Source organism: Methylohalomonas lacus, assembly GCF_024808875.1.
Taxonomy (GTDB): domain Bacteria; phylum Pseudomonadota; class Gammaproteobacteria; order Methylohalomonadales; family Methylohalomonadaceae; genus Methylohalomonas; species Methylohalomonas lacus.
Window position 1 is genome coordinate 1 of record NZ_JANUCT010000025.1, and the last position, 16,615, is coordinate 16,615.

Below are 16,615 nucleotides of genomic sequence, written 5' to 3' on the forward strand. Positions count from 1 at the left end.
GGCATGGTCGCCTCAACTCACTGTTTTGTCGGAAAAACAATGATAACAGGCACCATGCCCATCCTTAATTAAACCGCAAAGATCAACAGGCCCTAATTTAGCATTAATTGCTTACTCTATTGGCAATTTCAGTACATTCCTTAACCATTCCACAGTGTCAGTTACGTATTTGAATGCTAATAGTTCCCCGGTATCCCAAACATTTCCAATGCGAATGCGAACGTTTTTCCTTTTCCAAGTAACTGCTAGTAATCAACAGACTCGCGTGGCCGATACGGAACGCTGACGGTCGCAGGTACTAATTACAAGGCCAGTCAAGTCTCTATTGATCAAAAAGCGGTGGAATTAATATCCAATTTGCGCCTGACAGCAATAATCAGCAGTCCGTTCCAGCAGGCCAGCGTGACCGCCGTGGCCATAGCCGCGCCGTTGATGCCGAAGCGCGGGATGAGGATGAGATTGAGAAGAATGTTGACGACGGCGGCGCAGCCGACGCCCCAGGCAGTGAGCCGTTCATGACCGCTCATATTCAGCAGTAAAGCGACCGAGCCGGCGGCGGCATTGCACAGCTGGCCGGCGGCGAGGATGGCCAGCGCCGTGTGGGCGCCGCGGTAGTCGCTGCCAAACACCAGCTCCAGCAGCGTAGCGCCGAACAGGGCGAAGACGGCCGCCACCGGCAACGCGATCAGCAGAACCACGCGGGCGCTGGCTTTGACCATGCGCTGCAGACGCTCGCGCTCGCCCTGCTGGTATAAGCGCGTGATGTGCGGGGCGAGCACCATGTTCAGCGCCGTCAGCCCGAATGCGACCAGCACGCTGCCCTGGACGGCGACTTTATAAAGACCCACCGCCGCATTGTCGGTAAGGATGCCGAGCATGACGATGTCGGCCTGGTTGTTGATGACCTGAATGCCGGTGATCAGGCTGAACGGCAGGACGCCGGCCAGCCATTCGCTTGAGCTATACGCCGGTGCCACCGTCTGTACCTGCAACGGCAGGGCGCGCCGCAGCAGCCAGCTGCCGGCGATAAACGCGGTCAGCGCGGCGGCGGCGTGCGCCAGCATGGCCAGCGGCGGCGTCAGCGACAGACCGACGGCAAATGCCAGTGCAAACAGCACCAGCAATCCGGGCGTGAGCACCATTTCGGCAAGCTGGCCCTGCACCACCCGGCGCAGTCCCCGCAATGCGGCACCGCGCAGACTGTTCAGCGCCAGCAAGGGCAACAGCAGCAGACCAATGGCGAAGGTCAGGCGGCCGGGTTCGGCCAGGGATTCACCCCGCCCCAGGATGATCAGCAGTGCCAGGGCGCCAATGATCAGCGCCATGAGGCTGACCGCCTGATGGCTACGGCGCAACGCGCCGCGCAGCAGCGGCCATTGCTCGTGCAGCTGGTATTTGGCGACTTCGCGAACCAGCAGGTTGGGAACGCCGAACATGGCGGGGATGGCCAGCAGCATGATGATCGACAGGGCGAAGGCATAAGTGCCGTAGCCGGCCGGCCCCAGCAGGCGCGCCAATACGACGGCCACCGCCAGGTTCAGCAGCAGCCCGGCGATCTTGACGGCCATGCTGCCGATGCCGCCGCGGATCAGCTGGCCGCGCAATGACTCGCTGCCGCCGAGCAGCCGTTCGAAGCGGCCGGTTGTCGCGGGTTCAGTCGGATCGGGGCTGGCCATGCACGGGCTGCGTTCTGGTTCGGTCGGTGGCGTTGGAACCGGGATGACGCATTATGCGGTAGTTGGTGGTGCGGAGACCAGTGGCAGGCCCGACCTTGTGTCGAATGGTTTGGTGTATGTGTTCGCGGCGGGGGCGCCGCTCCTGACGGATCTTTTGTTTACCAGATTGTTTGTACGTGCGGGTAATCGTGCATTTTGCTGTCCCGGGTGATCAGCGGCAAGCCGAGGTAGCGCGCTGTTGCGACGATCAGCCGGTCTGCGGGATCGGGGTGGAACGGGCCGGGCAGTTGCACCGAGCGCAATGCCAGATGATTGCTGACGGGAATGAACTCGATCGCATCGATGGCTTCGCTATGGGCCAGCCAGTCCTCGACATCGATGGTCAGCTCCAGCCTGCCCTTTTCAACCAGCATGGCTACCTCCCATGTACTGATGCTGGATATGTAAACCGGGGCGGACTCGGACAGAACGTTGTCGATATACGTGCGTGCCGGCCTAGAGAGCTGGTCCGGATCACTCAGCCACCAGATCCAGGCGTGGGTGTCGAGCACGATCACCGGCCGGCTTCCCAGTCGTCATCGGCCACCGGCTGTTCCGGATCGACATAGCGCTTCACCGTGCCACGCAGCATACGCAAAGGATCACGCTGGTTCGGCACGTAGCGGGTCACGCGAATCGTGCTGCGACCGTGGTCGGTGATGATGAGATCCTCGCCGGTTTCCTCGACATGGCGGAAATGCTCCAGCGCGCGGGATTTGAAGCGGGATTTGGAGATTTGCATGGCCGGCCTCCAGTTAATGACCGGGGTCATATTACCATGGTCACTTTTGCTCGTCCAGCATTAACGCCCCCACGAATCTAATGTCGCCGTGACCTGTCCTCGGGCCGAATGTTGGCACATGTCTCGCGGCGGGGCGCTGCTCCTAACCCTGGCTCGCCCTAGGACGAAGGTTGACTGTATCGAACATAAATTCCGGATAGCCACCTACGCGGCTTCCGACATGACGATGTTTAAATATTTCGTGGTATCCGAATTTACGTCATATAAAGGGCTGGCCTCTGCTTCAGGTAAGCTAGCGTGGGGAGAGAAATCCCTTCGTCAATGGCTCTGAGCCACGCGGAATGCATTCAGGCCAACCGCAGGGAGAGCCGAAATCTGCTTTTTGTCTGACGTCAACTAATTTGGCCGGTTTGGCGACAAATTAGGATGGTCTGTCGCACGACTGCCCGTACCCCCCCCCTTGTCCGGGGTGGCGGACCTGACAACCGGGCGCTCATGAATATCCCCTATAGGGGATATTGCGATTTTATCCCTTACAGGGTATATTTTGAAAAAATACCTTGGAGGGGATATCCATGGAACACCTGGTTCATACACCCGAGCAGCTCGGCCTCGTGCTCAATAACCAGCGCCGGGCCCGGCAACTGACCCAGGCCCAGGCGGCCCGGGCCGTCGGCCTGCGGGCCAAGACCGTCTCTGGCCTGGAGAACCGGCCCGCGGGCGCCACCCTAGCCAGCTTCTTCAAGCTGCTGGCCGCCCTCGACCTAGAGCTGGTGATCCGTCGCCGAGGCCCGTCATCAACATCCCACACGGAGTGGTGACATGGCCCGCCCCGCCACGCAGCGCCGACTCGGGATCTGGATGAACGGTGAGCATGTCGGTGACTGGGATACAGGTCGCCACGGCCAGCAAAGTTTCCGGTATGCGGCCGACTGGCTCGACAGCCCGGCGGTGCGCCCGCTGTCGCTGTCCATGCCCGTGCAGGCGCCGGACCAGGTCTATACCGATGAGCGGGTGGAGAATTTCTTCGACAACCTGCTGCCCGACAGCATCGACATCCGCCGGCGAATACAGCAGCGCTTCAGTGCGGCTTCCACGCGTCCTTTTGATCTGCTGGCCGAACTGGGCCGGGACTGTGTCGGTGCCATTCAGTTATTGCCCGGAGATACCGAGCCCGGTGATCTCCGAACCATCACGGGACAACGGTTAAGCGATAGCGACGTGGCCGACCGGTTACGCCGCGTACCAATGACGCCCCTGCCCGGACAAGCCGATGACGAATTCCGCATTTCCATTGCCGGTGCCCAGGAGAAGACCGCCCTGCTCTGGCATGACGGCGCCTGGCATCAACCCGAAGGCCCGACGCCATCAACGCATATATTTAAGCTACCGCTGGGACGCGTCGGTGACATGCAGGCCGATCTGAGCACCTCAGTCGAAAACGAGTGGCTGTGTCATCAGATCCTGGCGGCTTATGGGTTACCCGTCGCCGAATGCGAAATGGCCACCTTCGAGGATCAGAAAGCCCTAATCAGCCGACGCTTTGATCGCAAACTGGCCGGTACGGGTGACTGGTGGCTGCGGCTTCCCCAGGAAGACCTGTGTCAGGCACTCGCCGTCTCCCCCGATCAGAAATACGAACGGGATGGCGGCCCGGGTATCCCGACCATTATGGATTTACTGCTGGGTGCCCATGAGCCAATCGCCAACCGCGAGTTGTTTTTCAAAAGCCAGATACTATTCTGGATGCTGGCGGCTATGGACGGTCACGCCAAGAATTTCAGTGTCTACATCGAACCGCAGGGCCGATACAGACTGACTCCTTTCTATGACATTCTGTCTGCATTGCCTGTTATCGGTCAGGGAACCAGCCTGATTGCGCCTCAGAAGGTCCGTATGGCCATGGCCATGACCGGCAGGAACCGTCATTATGAGTGGGACAAGATTCAACGACGGCACATAGTTGAAACAGGACACCGCTCTGGTTTAGATGTTGAACCTATCATTAATAAAGTTATTGAACAGACGCCAGAAGTTGTTGAAACAGTTAGATCCAAATTACCCGCTCAGTTTCCTGAGCAGGTATCCCGACCAGTATTATCCGGATTACTGGAAAAATCTACTAGGTTAAAAAGTTGATCGATAGCAAATTGCTTCGAGCTTGCTACATTGGAGTTCGATCATTTTCGATTGCCACTATCAAGGCGCAGCACTGGCTTTCATACCGTGGCTCGTCCTACTTTGCAGCAGGGGCGCAACCTATTGCAACTATCAAGCCGCTGCACTGGCTTTCATACAGCCCCGCCTACAACCCGCAACAATCCGGCTATGCGGCTCGCGATTGCGAGCGGTACTAAATACAAGCTTGATTGTATTTGTTTGACGATTAATTTCAATCATAAGTAATTGATTTTAATCTGCGAACGGTCTTCAGGTTCCAGAGCATCATTAAACCGCTCGCACATCACCGGCGACTGTCTCTGACAGCGCCACGTCTGTGCCTCGAGATGCGCCACTTCCAACTCCTGCAGGATCACCAGCGGCTCATGTCAAAATTTTGTACTGCCTAAGCCATTTCAGTATGGTCTCGACACATTCGTCGACGGATTGCTCATCCGTGTCGACGATGATCTCCGGTGTCTGTGGTTCTTCGTAAGGCGAGTCTATGCCGGTGAACTCGGGAATCTGCCCGGCGCGTGCCTTTTTGTAGAGACCCTTCGGATCGCGCGCTTCGCAGGTTTCCAGCGGTGCCCGGCAGTAGATTTCGATGAAGTCGCCCGGCTCGACCAGGCTGCGGGCGATCTGGCGGTCGCTACGAAACGGTGAAATGAAAGCGGTCAGCGTGATGACACCCGCCTGCATCATCAGGCGACTGACTTCGCCGATGCGACGGATGTTTTCGGTGCGGTCGGCGTCGGTGAAGCCGAGATCCTTGCACAGGCCGCGGCGGACGTTGTCGCCGTCGAGGACGTAGGTTCTGATTTTATCCCGGTGCAGGCGATCTTCGAGCGCGTGGGCGATGGTCGACTTGCCCGCACCGGATAGACCAGTAAACCAGAGTATCGCTCCCCTGTGACCGTTCAGTGCTTCACGGTGCTCGCGCAGGACGGTGGGGTCGTGCCAGACGGTGTTCTGGTTGGTGATTCTGTCCTTGGTCATGGGCTGATTGGCTAGTGAGTTGGTTGGCGCTCAGGTTATGGGGCGGACGGGAATTTGTCCAGATAGACCATGGCCTGTGGTTGGGCCACCGATCAATGGAGAAGAGCGGTCCCGAGATCGCGCCAGCCGGTCTTGTGGATCGGTATCTGGCTCGCTATCGTTAACGCAGAGTCAAGGCGGAATATTTCAGATGCAGGAACCGGAAGATCCAAAGACCCCGATTGATTTCGAGGCCTTCCTGAGCGATGCGGCGGCCCAGATCCGCCAGCACGAAGATCCGCAGCAGTTCCTGGACTGGTGCCGCAAGTTCCTGCCGCGTTACCTGTTGACCTTTGACAGTGACTTTCCGGAGCCCGGCAGCCCGGAATGGCCGGCTTTTGCCCTGTACATCGGCCGCGGGATCTGGAACGCGATGCCGCTGCCGGGCAACGACTATCGGCCCCGGCCGCTGCCCGCCCCCGGTCGCAACGATCCCTGTCCCTGCGGCTCGGGGCGCAAGTACAAGCGCTGCTGCATCCGCCTGGACGCCGGCGACATGCAGCTGGACAGCCGCACCCTGTGGCCCTACCTGGCCCGCCAGTTCAAACAAAATGAACTCGGCGCGCTCGCCGGCAGTGGCGCGATCCCGGTGGCATCGCTCGTGGACATTGCCCAGCAATTCCTCGACCAGCTTCAGACGAAAAAGTGCATTGCCGTTCTCGAGCCGCTGTTCAGCAGTCCCATCCGCAAACCCGACGCCCTGCATGATGAAGCCCTGACCCTGCTATGCGAGGGCTATGACGATCTGGGCTATCACAATAAGAAGATGGCCCTGCTAAAGTGGGTAACCGAGACCCATCCGGCCTCGGTGCTGCGTGCCGGCGCCTGGCAACGGCTCGCCACCATCCGCCTGGACGAGGGCGACAGCGAAGCCGCCTGGGCCGCCTTTGAGCAGGCCGGGCGTGACGAACCCGATGCGCTCAGCCTGGGGCTGCTCGAGATCCAGATGCTCTACGCCGAGAACCGGATCGAGGAGTGCCGCCAGCGGGCGGATTACTGGCTGCAGCGCCTGAAGCAGCTCGAGTTTGATCCGGAAGAAATGCCGGCGCGTTTTTTTGCCGTGGCCAGTCACGATCCCGGTGCCGCCATGGCCAATATCGGCCTCGGCCGCAGTGACGGTGCCGGCACCTGGCTGCAGGACTGGTTGAGCCAGCATGCGGACCGGCCGATTCCGGCCTACGCGGTAACGGAAGAACCGGTGCTCGAGCTCGCGGGAGAAAAAGCCGGAACGGCCACCGATTTGCTCGAGCATCTGCGCGCGATGGGCATCCCGGAAGAACAGGTGCCTGAGGATCTGCTAGACGATCTCGATTCGGACAAGCAGGCACCGCAGGAAGATGAAAACACTGAAGACGATCCGGCTATCGATGAAGAATCGCTATTTCTTCAGGGCCCGGATTTGTCGGAAGTGACAGCCCAGTGGCGCGCGGTCTTTCCGCTGGGCAAGCCGTTTTCCGTCCATGAGGTACCCTTCGATGAATCCGGCGAGGTGTGGATGCCGGATATCGAGCTGTCCTGGATGAAAGTGCTCGATGAACACCCTGAGGCTCTGGACAGCCTGGACATCATCGACGACCTGGCGACCGCCCTGTACCTGCACCCTGACTATGGTGCGCGCTGGCTGGACGACGCCCTGCTGTTACCCGTGCTGGAGCGGGCGCGGGCCATCATTGAACAGGCGTTCGCACAAATCAGCACGCCCCGCCTGCTCTGGCTGTACAGCGAAAACCGTTCCGCGCTCCGCAACCTGGTCAGGCTTTATGCCGCCTATGATCGACTGGGGTGGGGCGACGAGGCGCTGGCACTCGCCGAATGGATCCTGGCATTAAACCCGCATGACAGCCATGGCCTGCGCTATCTCATCATCAATGAACGCCTGCGCCGGGGTGACGACACCGCAGCTTTGTCGCTGGCCGAACAATACTCGGACGACATTCAGCCTGATCCGCTCTATGGACGGGCGCTGGCCCTCTATCGACTGGGTCGCTTATATGAAGCCGATGCCGCCCTGCAGGTCGCCACGCAGCGAGTGCCCAAGGTCGTCGACTATCTCTGCAGAAAACGGATCCGTGAGCCGGAGTTGAGTTCATTTGGCATTCAAGTCGGCGGCGATGATCAGGCCTGGTACTACCGGCTGGAAATGCGCGAAACCTGGGCACAAACAGCGGGTGCCCTAGCCTGGCTCAAGAAGCATCAGACCGATCACTAAACGGGACCTGAATGCCAGAAAGCCTGTTCGTACGCTTGCATCATCAGAACCAAGCTATATTTAGCACTCTTCAATCAGGAATAATCATCGAGTCAGGTGGATGGCTATGATTGAGCTGTTCCGAAAGCCATACCCGCCGCATGACAATACGCTGGGCCACCTTAATCGGGCACAGATTGACTGTTTCTCCAGTATTGGTCTAAAGAAATTTCAGTCACAAGCCTATAGAGGGGTTGACGCTCAAATGGAGCTGTACTAATTTGGACATACTTCCTCGGTTCCCATCGGGAACACAGAGGGTCTGGCCCAACCCATATTCTGGGCTCACGCAATCGCCTCCTGCTCATTCCCTCCGCAGGAACGCGCATCCCAAGCAAAAGACCGATTGATGCTCCGGGCAGCCGTCTCAGCCTGGATTGGCCATCATATATTCAGTTCGGTTGCTGTGTGTATCAGCACAGTCAAAGACCGCCGTGTCGGGGCGTGTGCATCGTCCCTGGCACGTACCACGACTCCGGTACGGGTCTGGTAGCCAATCAAATCGACACCGGGCCCCTGTGCCCGGTGCCACTCCATGACACCTGCTATAGCAGGTAGTACTGCAGTTCGCGGTCATTGGGCCACTGACCGCTGCCCCATTCCCCCTCATCCAGGGGTGGTAGGTGCTATATGCATCTATCAGGGGACGTGAGCTCAACACATTGTTCTCCTCGGCGGACTGTATACCACAAGGTAATGCCTGACAGTTTTCAGGTAGGTACGTATTAGATCGGCCGGGGAGAAGGATCTGACATCCATTCTGGTGGCGGTTACGACCGAGCCCAGGATGCGTTGGGATCCAGAGGCCTGCAGTTATTTAAAAAAGGAGACGGCAAATGATCAGCTAAATGATCACTATATGAGCGATTGGACAAACCATTAATGAATAGGAGCATGAATATGGCTACCACCCTGCAAGACGAGATGAACAGGATGGCTCTCAAGACTGGCGGGAGCGAAAACACAAAAGACGGGCGCATGCAAACGTATAGCCTGTTCGTAGACTGGTGCATCCTCGAAAACATCCAGCTGAAACATATCTGGCATATCAAAAATAGGCATGTCCTGAAGTATGTCCAGTTCCGGCTGAGCCTGGGGATTTCGCCTCGGACTCTGAAAAATGAGATGAGCCATCTCCGGAGCGTTACTAACCGGATCACGCTCACAAACGACCAGCTTGGCATTCCCAGGGGGTCCCGCAAGGGCGTAAGGATGCCGCCCAGTGAAGACTACATCATGGAATGTCTGCAGCGCCTGAACCGGATTGAATTCCAGGTTGCCGTGCTGCTGCAGCGCTTGTTGGGGCTGCGCAGCAAGGAGGTCATCATGATCGGGCCGGCGATCAAGGCGCTCCTCATTGAGCTGAGGAAGTGGTACCTGGTCAATATCACCAGGGGAACCAAAGGCGGCAAGTCGCGCAATGTCGATATCCATGAATACGAGGCCATCCGCGATTTGCTGCTGCTTGCACAGGAGCTGGTCAATAAAAATGGCGGGCAACTTATTCCGGCCAAAAGCCTGAAAGCCGCCCAGTCCAAATACCTGAAGGCTGCGGCCAGGGCCGGCCTGAAGCACGAGCACGCCCCGCACAGTCTGCGCTACAGTTTCGCGGTGCATGCCATTGAGACCTACAAGGACATCGGGTTTGACGAGGATGAAGCCCTAGCCCGGACGGCGTTGTCATTGGGTCACGGTGCTGGCAGGACCCGGTTCGTCAAATCGGTTTACGCGCGCCATCCGGTGGAACCGTCCGTGAACGGTATTACACCCATGGATTTGGTTGCGTGCGTAATGGAGTCGAACAGTAATTGGGGCAGCAATACGCGGCATGCACCCGGCTATGTTCAAGATACGGCGCAGCCACAACCCTAAGCGTGAAACGGTCGGTCATGACCAATTTCGGGTTCAGGGACGACCGATACATGTATAACGGAAGCCTTGGTCACGCACTGTTTCGGGCTCGTAGATGTTGCGCAGGTCGATGAATACGTTGCCGCGCATCAGCTGTTTGAGTTTGTCCAGCGACAGGCCGCGATATTCATTCCATTCGGTCAGGATAACGACGGCATCGACCTGGTCGAGAGTGCTGTATGCATCGTCACAGAATTCGATTTCCTTCGGCAGCAGTCTGGCGGCCTCTTCCATGCCCTGCGGGTCATGCGCACGGATGCGCGCGCCCTGCTCGATCAGGTTGGGAATGATGGACAACGCCGGCGAATCGCGCATGTCGTCGGTTTCCGGCTTGAAGGTCAGGCCGAGCACGGCAATGGTCTTGCCACTGACGTTGTTATCCAGCGCGGCGCGGATTTTCTTGACCATGCGCGCCTTCTGCGCCGAGTTGACCTCGATCACGGACTCGACAATGCGCGAGGAGGCGCCGTGTTCCTGGGCGATACGCACCAGCGCCTGGGTGTCTTTCGGGAAGCAACTGCCGCCGTAGCCGGGACCGACGTGCAGGAATTTCTTGCCGATGCGGTTATCCAGGCCCATGCCCTTGGCGATGGCGTGCACGTCGGCACCGACCGCCTCACAGAGCACGGACATTTCGTTGATGAAACTGATCTTGGTCGCCAGAAAGGCATTCGAGGCGTACTTGATGAGTTCGGCGCTTTCCAGGTCAGTGGTCAGGATCGGCGCCTCGATCAGGTTCAGCGGCCGGTAAAGTTCGTGCAGCAGTTTTTTCGCGCGCTCGCTCTCGACGCCGAGGACGACGCGGTCCGGGCGCATGAAGTCGCTGATGGCCGCGCCCTCGCGCAGAAATTCCGGGTTCGAGGCAACGTCGAAGTCGGCCGCCGGGTTGGTCTCGCCAATAATGCGCTTGACGTTGCGGGCGGTGCCCACCGGCACGGTCGACTTGTCGACGATCACCGTGTAGCCCTGCAGGTTGGTGGCAATGTCCCGGGCCGCCTGGTAGACGTAGGTCAGATCGGCGTAGCCGTCGCCATGACGACTGGGCGTGCCAACAGCAATGAACACCAGGTCGGCCTCGCCGATATGGCTGTAGTCGGTCGAGAACCGTAAGCGCTTGTGCCGGACGTTGTCGGCAACCATTTCCTCGAGACCCGGCTCGTAGATCGGGATCTTGCCATTCTCGAGCTTCTCTATTTTCGCGGCATCGACGTCGACGCAGACCACCTCGGCGCCGAACTCGGCAAAGCAGGTACCGGAAACCAGACCGACGTAGCCGGTCCCTATCATGACCACTTTCATTGAGTAAAATCCCTGTTTTGAACCTGTTTATTGCAATTGTATTGAATCAGCATGACGAAAGATATTCGTTCGCGGCGGGGGCGCCGCTCCTACCGGGGCTTCTTTCTGCAGGAGGCCCGGCCCCGGGTCGAAGAATACTGCATTGACACAGATTCCGGATAACGCCTGCGGCGTTTCCGGAATGACGAAGTTTAAATTCTTCGTGATATTTAAATTTTCGTCATTCCGGCCGACCGCAGGGCCGGCCGACCGCAGGGAGAGCCGGAATCTGTTTTTACTGTACGAGATTCGACCCCGGTACGAATAGTCACTTCGAATCATTTTTTCATGTGTTCAGAGTGCTGCCACATACCGGCTCGCTTCCGGCGCGATGGTTTCAATTTTCTCAAGGCCACGCTGCAGCTTGCCGGCCCATTGTTTACCTCGCCCGACAAGGTCATCCCTGGCTTGTTTGAGCCCATCCGGTGCTTCTGAAACAAGCACCTGCAACAGCTGGGCAGACTGCAGGCGATCCTTCTCGGCTTTCGCCGCAAACGTACTGGAGCGTGACTCGGAAACCAGTAATTTATGCAATGCAAACCGTTCCGGTGATGGGATGTTGAGCAGCACGCAATACTTATGACCGGCAAGAACCGTTGGCAGGGTCTCTTCAATCAGGTAGTCCAGAAAACGCACGGGCTGGGCAGGTGCATTAAATGCTGGCACGAATACCGGCTGACGCGGCTGTTTGCCCGTCATGGGCGTTAACAGATCCACGCGTAGTTCCTGGCCCCGAACACGGAAGGCGGTAGAGGGTGATTTCGGATTGAGGCTTGGGACGGGGATGAAGCCCATATTCAGTTTATCGAGAAGATCCGCCGTATCTACTCCGGCAGGCTGTACAGCGATGTCCACCTTCACTGATCCAGCCAAGTCTATATCCTGCGTTTGCATGTTTCCTGACCAGTTTACTCCGAGTAGATTACCCATCGCTATAAAAGCATGCGTGCCCACAAGCACGCCCTGCTGCCGGCCCGGCTGGAGAACGCCGGCATCGGCAAAGGCCTTTAACACTCTCAGGGGCGCACTGGCTGTGGCAAGCCCGCCTGCGGCCAGGAAGGCGCCACGAAGCTCATCCAGACGTTCCCGATCCGCTGCATGCAGCTGGGCGCGTTGCCGGAGGCGTTCGACCAGAGATCGGGTCGCCGCATCATCCGGCCCCAGATAGCACTGCCGGGTACGGCCATCCAGATCGCGATACTGGTAGTAGAGGTACGCCCGGCCCTTGATATTCTTATCGACAACACTGCCGGGTGTGTCGCCGATATTCTCCAGGGCACCCACGGCAAGCGCCAGCTCGCGCAGTTCGGCAAAAAGCGTGCGCGCCGTCAGGGATTGCGGTTTGGGCTGCATGGGACATACTTTCCCTTGGAGTTATACGTAAAATATTAGCATATTACGTATAACTTTCCAGTCCTCCTGCATCCCACGCCTCGCTATGGTGCGCAGCCACCACGATGCGCTAGCAACCGTAGTAGTCCTTGTACCAGTCGATGAATTTCGGGATACCGTGCTCCAGATCGGTGACCGGCGTATAGCCGACATCGCGCGTGAAGTCGTCGATATCGGCACAGGTCTGATAGACGTCGCCCGGCTGCATGGGCTGCATGCGTTTTTCCGCCTTGCGGCCCAGCGCCTGCTCCAGTACCGCGATAAAGTCCAGCAGCCGCACCGGCGAATGGTGGCCGATATTGTACAGGCGATACGGCGCGCTGCTGGTGCCGGGATCGGGCCGATCGCCGTTCCAGTCGGGATTCGGCTGCGGGATCCGGTCCAGCGCGCGGACAACGCCCGCGACAATATCGTCGATGTAGGTGAAGTCGCGGCTCAGATCGCCGTGGTTGAAAACGTCGATGGGTTCGCCGGCCAGGATCTTCTTCGTGAACGAGAAGTAGGCCATGTCTGGCCGGCCCCAGGGACCGTAGACCGTGAAGAAACGCAGGCCGGTCACGGGGATGGCATAGAGATGGCTGTAGGTGTGCGCCATCAGCTCGTTGGCCTTCTTGGTGGCCGCATACAGCGATACCGGATGGTCGACGTTGTCGTGGACCGAGTACGGAATCCGGCTGTTGGCGCCATAAACCGAGCTGGATGAGGCGTACACCAGATGGCCGACGTTGTTGTGGCGGCAGGCCTCGAGCACGTTGATGAATCCCATCAGGTTGGAATCAACGTAGGCATGCGGATTTTCCAGCGAGTAGCGCACGCCGGCCTGTGCGGCCAGGTGAATGACGCGCTCAGCCCCGGCCTGCTCGAAAACCGCCGCCGTACCCTGGCGATCGGCCAGGTCCAGGTGATGAAAGTCGAAACCCCTATGGTGGTCGATCTGTGCCAGCCGATCGCGCTTGAGCTGAACGTCGTAGTAGTCATTCAGGCTGTCGATGCCGATGACCTCGTTGCCCCGCTCCAGCAGATGTTTAGCGGTGTGATAGCCGATGAACCCGGCAGCGCCGGTGACGATGACTTTCATGCAGCGGGAGGGCTCCCTGGGTTTATTGCGGGCCTGCGGTTTGCGGTGGATTATAATAGCATTCGAATTCGCGTCATGCCGGCCGCCAGGCGAGCCGGAATCTCATTTTCCGCAGGGAGGCCGACGCCGATCCGAAGGACGCGCTAGAACTGATCGTAGTGACCGCCGATGGCAAAAATATAGATGGCATCGTCGTCGTATTTATAGATCAAGCGATCCTGCTGGCTGAGCCGTCGGGACCACAGTCCCGATAGATGGTATTTCAGGGGCTCGGGTTTGCCGCGCCCGGTTGCGGGATCGATTTCCTTGAGTATCAGACACAACTCGGCATGCAGCTTTTTATCCTTTTGCCGAAGTTTTTCGTAAGCTATCCAGGTCTGTCCCTCAAACACCAGTGATCGCATGCAGTTCCTCTGCAGTGGGTGAATATCCCTTTCCTGTTGTATGCGTCGCGGCCGACTCGCTGATTTGGCGTATCAGGTCGGTGTTCTGGAGCACGTACAGGGTTTCTTGCTGGCGTTCCCAGTCGGCAGCGCTGACCACGACAAAATCGTCGCCACTGCGGCGCGTTACCTTGAGCGGCAGGTGTTTGTTAACCACTTGTTCTACGTAGTTTTTCAGGTGGTCCCTGAATTTGTTAACGCTGATGCTGTCCATTTCCTACACTTGGTTACGTACGGTATTTCCGTACATATTAGACTGGCGATCGCGCCGATGCAACGGCGTCGGCACATAAGTCTTTCCGCACCAGGAAATCACCGACGGCCGTCCCTGCTGGCTAAGAGAGTCCCGACCCCGGGCCGAGGGTTCACCAAACCCGTCGTTGCGAGGCGCGCCAGCGCCGCGGCAACCTCGGCGCAATTGCTCCTCGCAATGAACTGTGCCTGAAGTCAAGCGTATTCGGCCGAATAAGGCCGGTTGGTAGTGGCCACGGCAAAGGCCTGCCTCAGCAGTTTATGCGCAATCGCGATATTGATGACGGTTAATAGTTCGCGGCGGGGGCGCCGCTCCTACCCTGGCTCGCCCTGGGGCGGAGAGTGGCTGTATCGAACATGGATTCCGTATATGGACCCATCCCTTTTTGCAAGGACCGCAGTGCTGCTCCGGTGTCGGTCATCAATCCGAAGAGCTTCCGCCACTTCGCCCAGCTCAAGCTCACCGGCAGCAAGACCGACCCGGTCGACCAGCGCCCCGACCGGCTGCAGCAGGCCGCACGCGAGCTTATCGATGAATGCCCCGTGCTGGCGCAGCAGTTCCAGGTCATGACCACCGCCAAAGGCATCGGCCAGGCCAGTGCCGTTGCCCTGCTGGCTGAACTGGCCGTGTTGCCGGACCACCTCAAGGCGGCCCAGGTCAGCCGTCATGCCGGTCTTGATGTCCGCCTGAACCAGTCCGGCAGCAGCGTCCATAAGCCCGGCCGCCTGGCCAAAACCGGCAATGCCTATCTGCGCGCCGCACTGTTCATGCCGGCACTGAGCGCCGTCCGCCATGACCCGCGCGCCAAAGCCTTTTATGAATCGCTCATCCAGCGCGGCAAAAAGAAAATACAGGCCCTGTGTGCCGTCATGCGCAAATACCTGACCGGACTCTGGGCCTGCCTGCGGGACAATACGCCGTTCGATAGCGCCAAACTCTTCAGTGAGTGCCACCTGAAAACTTGACGCGCAACAGAGTATCTACGCCACTTGATGCTGTACGAATACGCACTGGTGAATTCACTATACCGGGAATGCTAAGGTAGACCCGTTTATAAATTCGGTACCTAGCCAATGACGGATCACCACCCCGTTCACAGAAACAGCATTCACCGGCGCATCACCAGTACGCTGAAACTGATCCTGGCCGTCAGCCTGGTGCTGGCGCTGTGGGGACAGCAGTGGCTGAACGCGCTGGCCGTGGCTGCCATCCTCGGCGTGACCTTCCTGCCGGTGATTCTTGGCAATCGGTTCAAAGTGCATATCCCGTCGGAGTTCGAAGCCCTGGCAGTGATATTCATCGTCGCCAGCCTGTTCCTCGGCGAGGTGCACGCCTACTACACGCGATTCTGGTGGTGGGACGCAGTGCTGCATACGATGTCGGGGTTCCTGCTCGGCATCCTAGGTTTCCTGCTCGTCTATGTGCTGAACGAGAAGGACAACATCGAGTTCCATATGAAGCCCGGCTTCGTCGCCCTGTTCGCCTTCATGTTTGCGCTCGGCATCGGCGCCCTGTGGGAAATCTTCGAGTTCACCATGGATTCGCTGTTCGGCATGAACATGCAAAAAAGCGGACTGCAGGACACCATGTGGGATCTGATCGTCGATGCCATAGGCGCCGGCACGATCGCCATCCTTGGTTACGGCTGGCTGAAACGCAAGAACACCGAATCGTTCCTGGAGCGCTGGATCCAGCACTTCATCGAGACCAACCCGCAGATGTTCAGGCGCCAGCGGAAATCCTCGCGATCCCGGTCCAGGTAATGGGCCCGGCTCTGCCCCGGCAGCGTAAAAAGGCATGGCTATCAACCACGAATTTGACTACCACGGCTACCTGATACAGAACGTATTCCAGGCCATTCCGGACGACGTTGGTGCAGAAATCATCGATCTATGGCTGCGTAACCGTGCCGTTGCCGGGCGGCAGGTTGCCGAGCAACGCGTCAATCAGGTCGTGCTGACCATTCGCAATCCCGAAAAACGCCTTGTCGGGGTATCCACGGTCTATATCGGCGATTTTCTACGTCCCGGCCAGCGCTACTATTTCTACCGCATGTTCATCCAGCCCGGCGACCGCAGACCCGGCCTGATGCGCTGCGTCTCGCTGCGCACCCGCGATCTGCTGAAGCAGCAAAATCCGCCTGACGGCCCCAAAGGCCTGATTATCGTTACCGAAAATCAAAAACTTATGCGACCCGGCATGAAGCGGATGTTTGAGCGTAACGGTTATGAATACCTGGGCCGGGGCCCGCGCGGCAACGATTTATGGCGCTATCAATTCTGAGCATTCCTGTCCCG

Annotated in this window: 15 protein-coding genes and 1 pseudogene; 7 read left to right on the top strand and 9 right to left on the bottom strand. The window is 58.5% G+C overall.

The features are described from left to right. Nucleotides 1–329: 329 nt before the first annotated feature. From J2T55_RS12575 to J2T55_RS12585, 3 genes are all read right to left on the bottom strand, one after another. Nucleotides 330–1,676: a flippase gene (locus J2T55_RS12575; protein ID WP_259057576.1), complete on the bottom strand. Its 1,347-nt coding sequence runs from the start codon at nucleotides 1,674–1,676 to the stop codon at nucleotides 330–332. Between the two features lie 158 nt (nucleotides 1,677–1,834). Beyond that, nucleotides 1,835–2,233, bottom strand: a complete 399-nt coding sequence (locus J2T55_RS12580; protein WP_259057578.1) for a type II toxin-antitoxin system VapC family toxin — start codon at nucleotides 2,231–2,233, stop codon at nucleotides 1,835–1,837. Further along, nucleotides 2,230–2,457, bottom strand: coding sequence for a type II toxin-antitoxin system Phd/YefM family antitoxin (locus J2T55_RS12585; RefSeq protein ID WP_259057581.1), 228 nt, complete (start codon nucleotides 2,455–2,457; stop codon nucleotides 2,230–2,232). Before J2T55_RS12585 ends, J2T55_RS12580 begins: the two co-directional genes overlap by 4 nt. Nucleotides 2,458–3,032: 575 nt before the next feature. Between J2T55_RS12585 and J2T55_RS12590 the strand changes: the two genes are divergently transcribed. Together J2T55_RS12590 and J2T55_RS12595 are read left to right on the top strand one after the other, a co-directional pair. Next, on the top strand, nucleotides 3,033–3,278 hold the full coding sequence (locus J2T55_RS12590; protein ID WP_259057583.1) for a helix-turn-helix domain-containing protein: 246 nt from the start codon (nucleotides 3,033–3,035) through the stop codon (nucleotides 3,276–3,278). Between the two features lies 1 nt (nucleotide 3,279). Continuing rightward, nucleotides 3,280–4,596, top strand: coding sequence for a type II toxin-antitoxin system HipA family toxin (locus J2T55_RS12595; RefSeq protein WP_259057586.1), 1,317 nt, complete (start codon nucleotides 3,280–3,282; stop codon nucleotides 4,594–4,596). 405 nt (nucleotides 4,597–5,001) lie between these two features. On the opposite strand, the gene cysC is transcribed toward J2T55_RS12595, so the two are convergent. Then, nucleotides 5,002–5,616 (bottom strand): adenylyl-sulfate kinase, encoded by a 615-nt coding sequence (gene cysC, locus J2T55_RS12600; RefSeq protein ID WP_259057588.1) that lies wholly within the window; start codon nucleotides 5,614–5,616, stop codon nucleotides 5,002–5,004. A gap of 190 nt (nucleotides 5,617–5,806) precedes the next feature. On the opposite strand from cysC, the gene J2T55_RS12605 reads away from it, so the two are divergent. After that, on the top strand, nucleotides 5,807–7,864 hold the full coding sequence (locus tag J2T55_RS12605) for an SEC-C metal-binding domain-containing protein (RefSeq protein ID WP_259057590.1): 2,058 nt from the start codon (nucleotides 5,807–5,809) through the stop codon (nucleotides 7,862–7,864). 939 nt (nucleotides 7,865–8,803) lie between these two features. Beyond that, the gene (locus J2T55_RS12610) at nucleotides 8,804–9,775 is read left to right on the top strand and encodes an integrase domain-containing protein (RefSeq protein ID WP_259057591.1); all 972 of its coding nucleotides are present in this window, start codon (nucleotides 8,804–8,806) and stop codon (nucleotides 9,773–9,775) included. Between the two features lie 33 nt (nucleotides 9,776–9,808). Here J2T55_RS12610 and J2T55_RS12615 read toward each other — a convergent pair whose 3' ends face one another. The 5 genes from J2T55_RS12615 to J2T55_RS12635 form a co-directional block, all read right to left on the bottom strand. Further along, nucleotides 9,809–11,113, bottom strand: coding sequence for a UDP-glucose dehydrogenase family protein (locus J2T55_RS12615; protein ID WP_259057592.1), 1,305 nt, complete (start codon nucleotides 11,111–11,113; stop codon nucleotides 9,809–9,811). Between the two features lie 333 nt (nucleotides 11,114–11,446). Continuing rightward, nucleotides 11,447–12,505, bottom strand: coding sequence for a GSU2403 family nucleotidyltransferase fold protein (locus J2T55_RS12620; protein WP_259057602.1), 1,059 nt, complete (start codon nucleotides 12,503–12,505; stop codon nucleotides 11,447–11,449). Nucleotides 12,506–12,614: 109 nt separating this feature from the next. After that, the gene (locus tag J2T55_RS12625) at nucleotides 12,615–13,622 is read right to left on the bottom strand and encodes an NAD-dependent epimerase (RefSeq protein ID WP_259057604.1); all 1,008 of its coding nucleotides are present in this window, start codon (nucleotides 13,620–13,622) and stop codon (nucleotides 12,615–12,617) included. Nucleotides 13,623–13,765: 143 nt separating this feature from the next. Continuing rightward, nucleotides 13,766–14,026 (bottom strand): Txe/YoeB family addiction module toxin, encoded by a 261-nt coding sequence (locus J2T55_RS12630; RefSeq protein ID WP_259057606.1) that lies wholly within the window; start codon nucleotides 14,024–14,026, stop codon nucleotides 13,766–13,768. Then, nucleotides 14,007–14,279 (bottom strand): type II toxin-antitoxin system Phd/YefM family antitoxin, encoded by a 273-nt coding sequence (locus J2T55_RS12635; protein WP_259057613.1) that lies wholly within the window; start codon nucleotides 14,277–14,279, stop codon nucleotides 14,007–14,009. The genes J2T55_RS12630 and J2T55_RS12635 overlap by 20 nt, the downstream gene beginning before the upstream one ends. Nucleotides 14,280–14,725: 446 nt before the next feature. Here J2T55_RS12635 and J2T55_RS12640 point away from each other — a divergent pair. The 3 genes and pseudogenes from J2T55_RS12640 to J2T55_RS12650 form a co-directional block, all read left to right on the top strand. Next, nucleotides 14,726–15,283, top strand: a pseudogene (locus J2T55_RS12640) (transposase); the annotation flags it as partial. Nucleotides 15,284–15,391: 108 nt separating this feature from the next. After that, entirely contained in the window at nucleotides 15,392–16,081 is a 690-nt protein-coding gene (locus tag J2T55_RS12645) for a hypothetical protein (RefSeq protein WP_259057624.1), read from the top strand. 34 nt (nucleotides 16,082–16,115) lie between these two features. Then, a complete protein-coding gene (locus tag J2T55_RS12650) occupies nucleotides 16,116–16,601 on the top strand; it encodes a hypothetical protein (RefSeq protein WP_259057626.1) in 486 nt (161 codons plus the stop codon). Nucleotides 16,602–16,615: the final 14 nt, after the last annotated feature.

Coding starts and splice junctions, on each gene's coding strand:
- J2T55_RS12625 (WP_259057604.1), bottom strand. CDS start 13,622: ATGAAAGTCATCGTCACCGGCGCTGCCGGGTTCATCGGCTATCACACC.
- J2T55_RS12650 (WP_259057626.1), top strand. CDS start 16,116: ATGGCTATCAACCACGAATTTGACTACCACGGCTACCTGATACAGAAC.
- J2T55_RS12585 (WP_259057581.1), bottom strand. CDS start 2,457: ATGCAAATCTCCAAATCCCGCTTCAAATCCCGCGCGCTGGAGCATTTC.
- J2T55_RS12605 (WP_259057590.1), top strand. CDS start 5,807: ATGCAGGAACCGGAAGATCCAAAGACCCCGATTGATTTCGAGGCCTTC.
- J2T55_RS12610 (WP_259057591.1), top strand. CDS start 8,804: ATGGCTACCACCCTGCAAGACGAGATGAACAGGATGGCTCTCAAGACT.
- J2T55_RS12635 (WP_259057613.1), bottom strand. CDS start 14,279: ATGGACAGCATCAGCGTTAACAAATTCAGGGACCACCTGAAAAACTAC.
- cysC (WP_259057588.1), bottom strand. CDS start 5,616: ATGACCAAGGACAGAATCACCAACCAGAACACCGTCTGGCACGACCCC.
- J2T55_RS12630 (WP_259057606.1), bottom strand. CDS start 14,026: ATGCGATCACTGGTGTTTGAGGGACAGACCTGGATAGCTTACGAAAAA.
- J2T55_RS12615 (WP_259057592.1), bottom strand. CDS start 11,113: ATGAAAGTGGTCATGATAGGGACCGGCTACGTCGGTCTGGTTTCCGGT.
- J2T55_RS12575 (WP_259057576.1), bottom strand. CDS start 1,676: ATGGCCAGCCCCGATCCGACTGAACCCGCGACAACCGGCCGCTTCGAA.
- J2T55_RS12590 (WP_259057583.1), top strand. CDS start 3,033: ATGGAACACCTGGTTCATACACCCGAGCAGCTCGGCCTCGTGCTCAAT.
- J2T55_RS12620 (WP_259057602.1), bottom strand. CDS start 12,505: ATGCAGCCCAAACCGCAATCCCTGACGGCGCGCACGCTTTTTGCCGAA.
- J2T55_RS12645 (WP_259057624.1), top strand. CDS start 15,392: ATGACGGATCACCACCCCGTTCACAGAAACAGCATTCACCGGCGCATC.
- J2T55_RS12595 (WP_259057586.1), top strand. CDS start 3,280: ATGGCCCGCCCCGCCACGCAGCGCCGACTCGGGATCTGGATGAACGGT.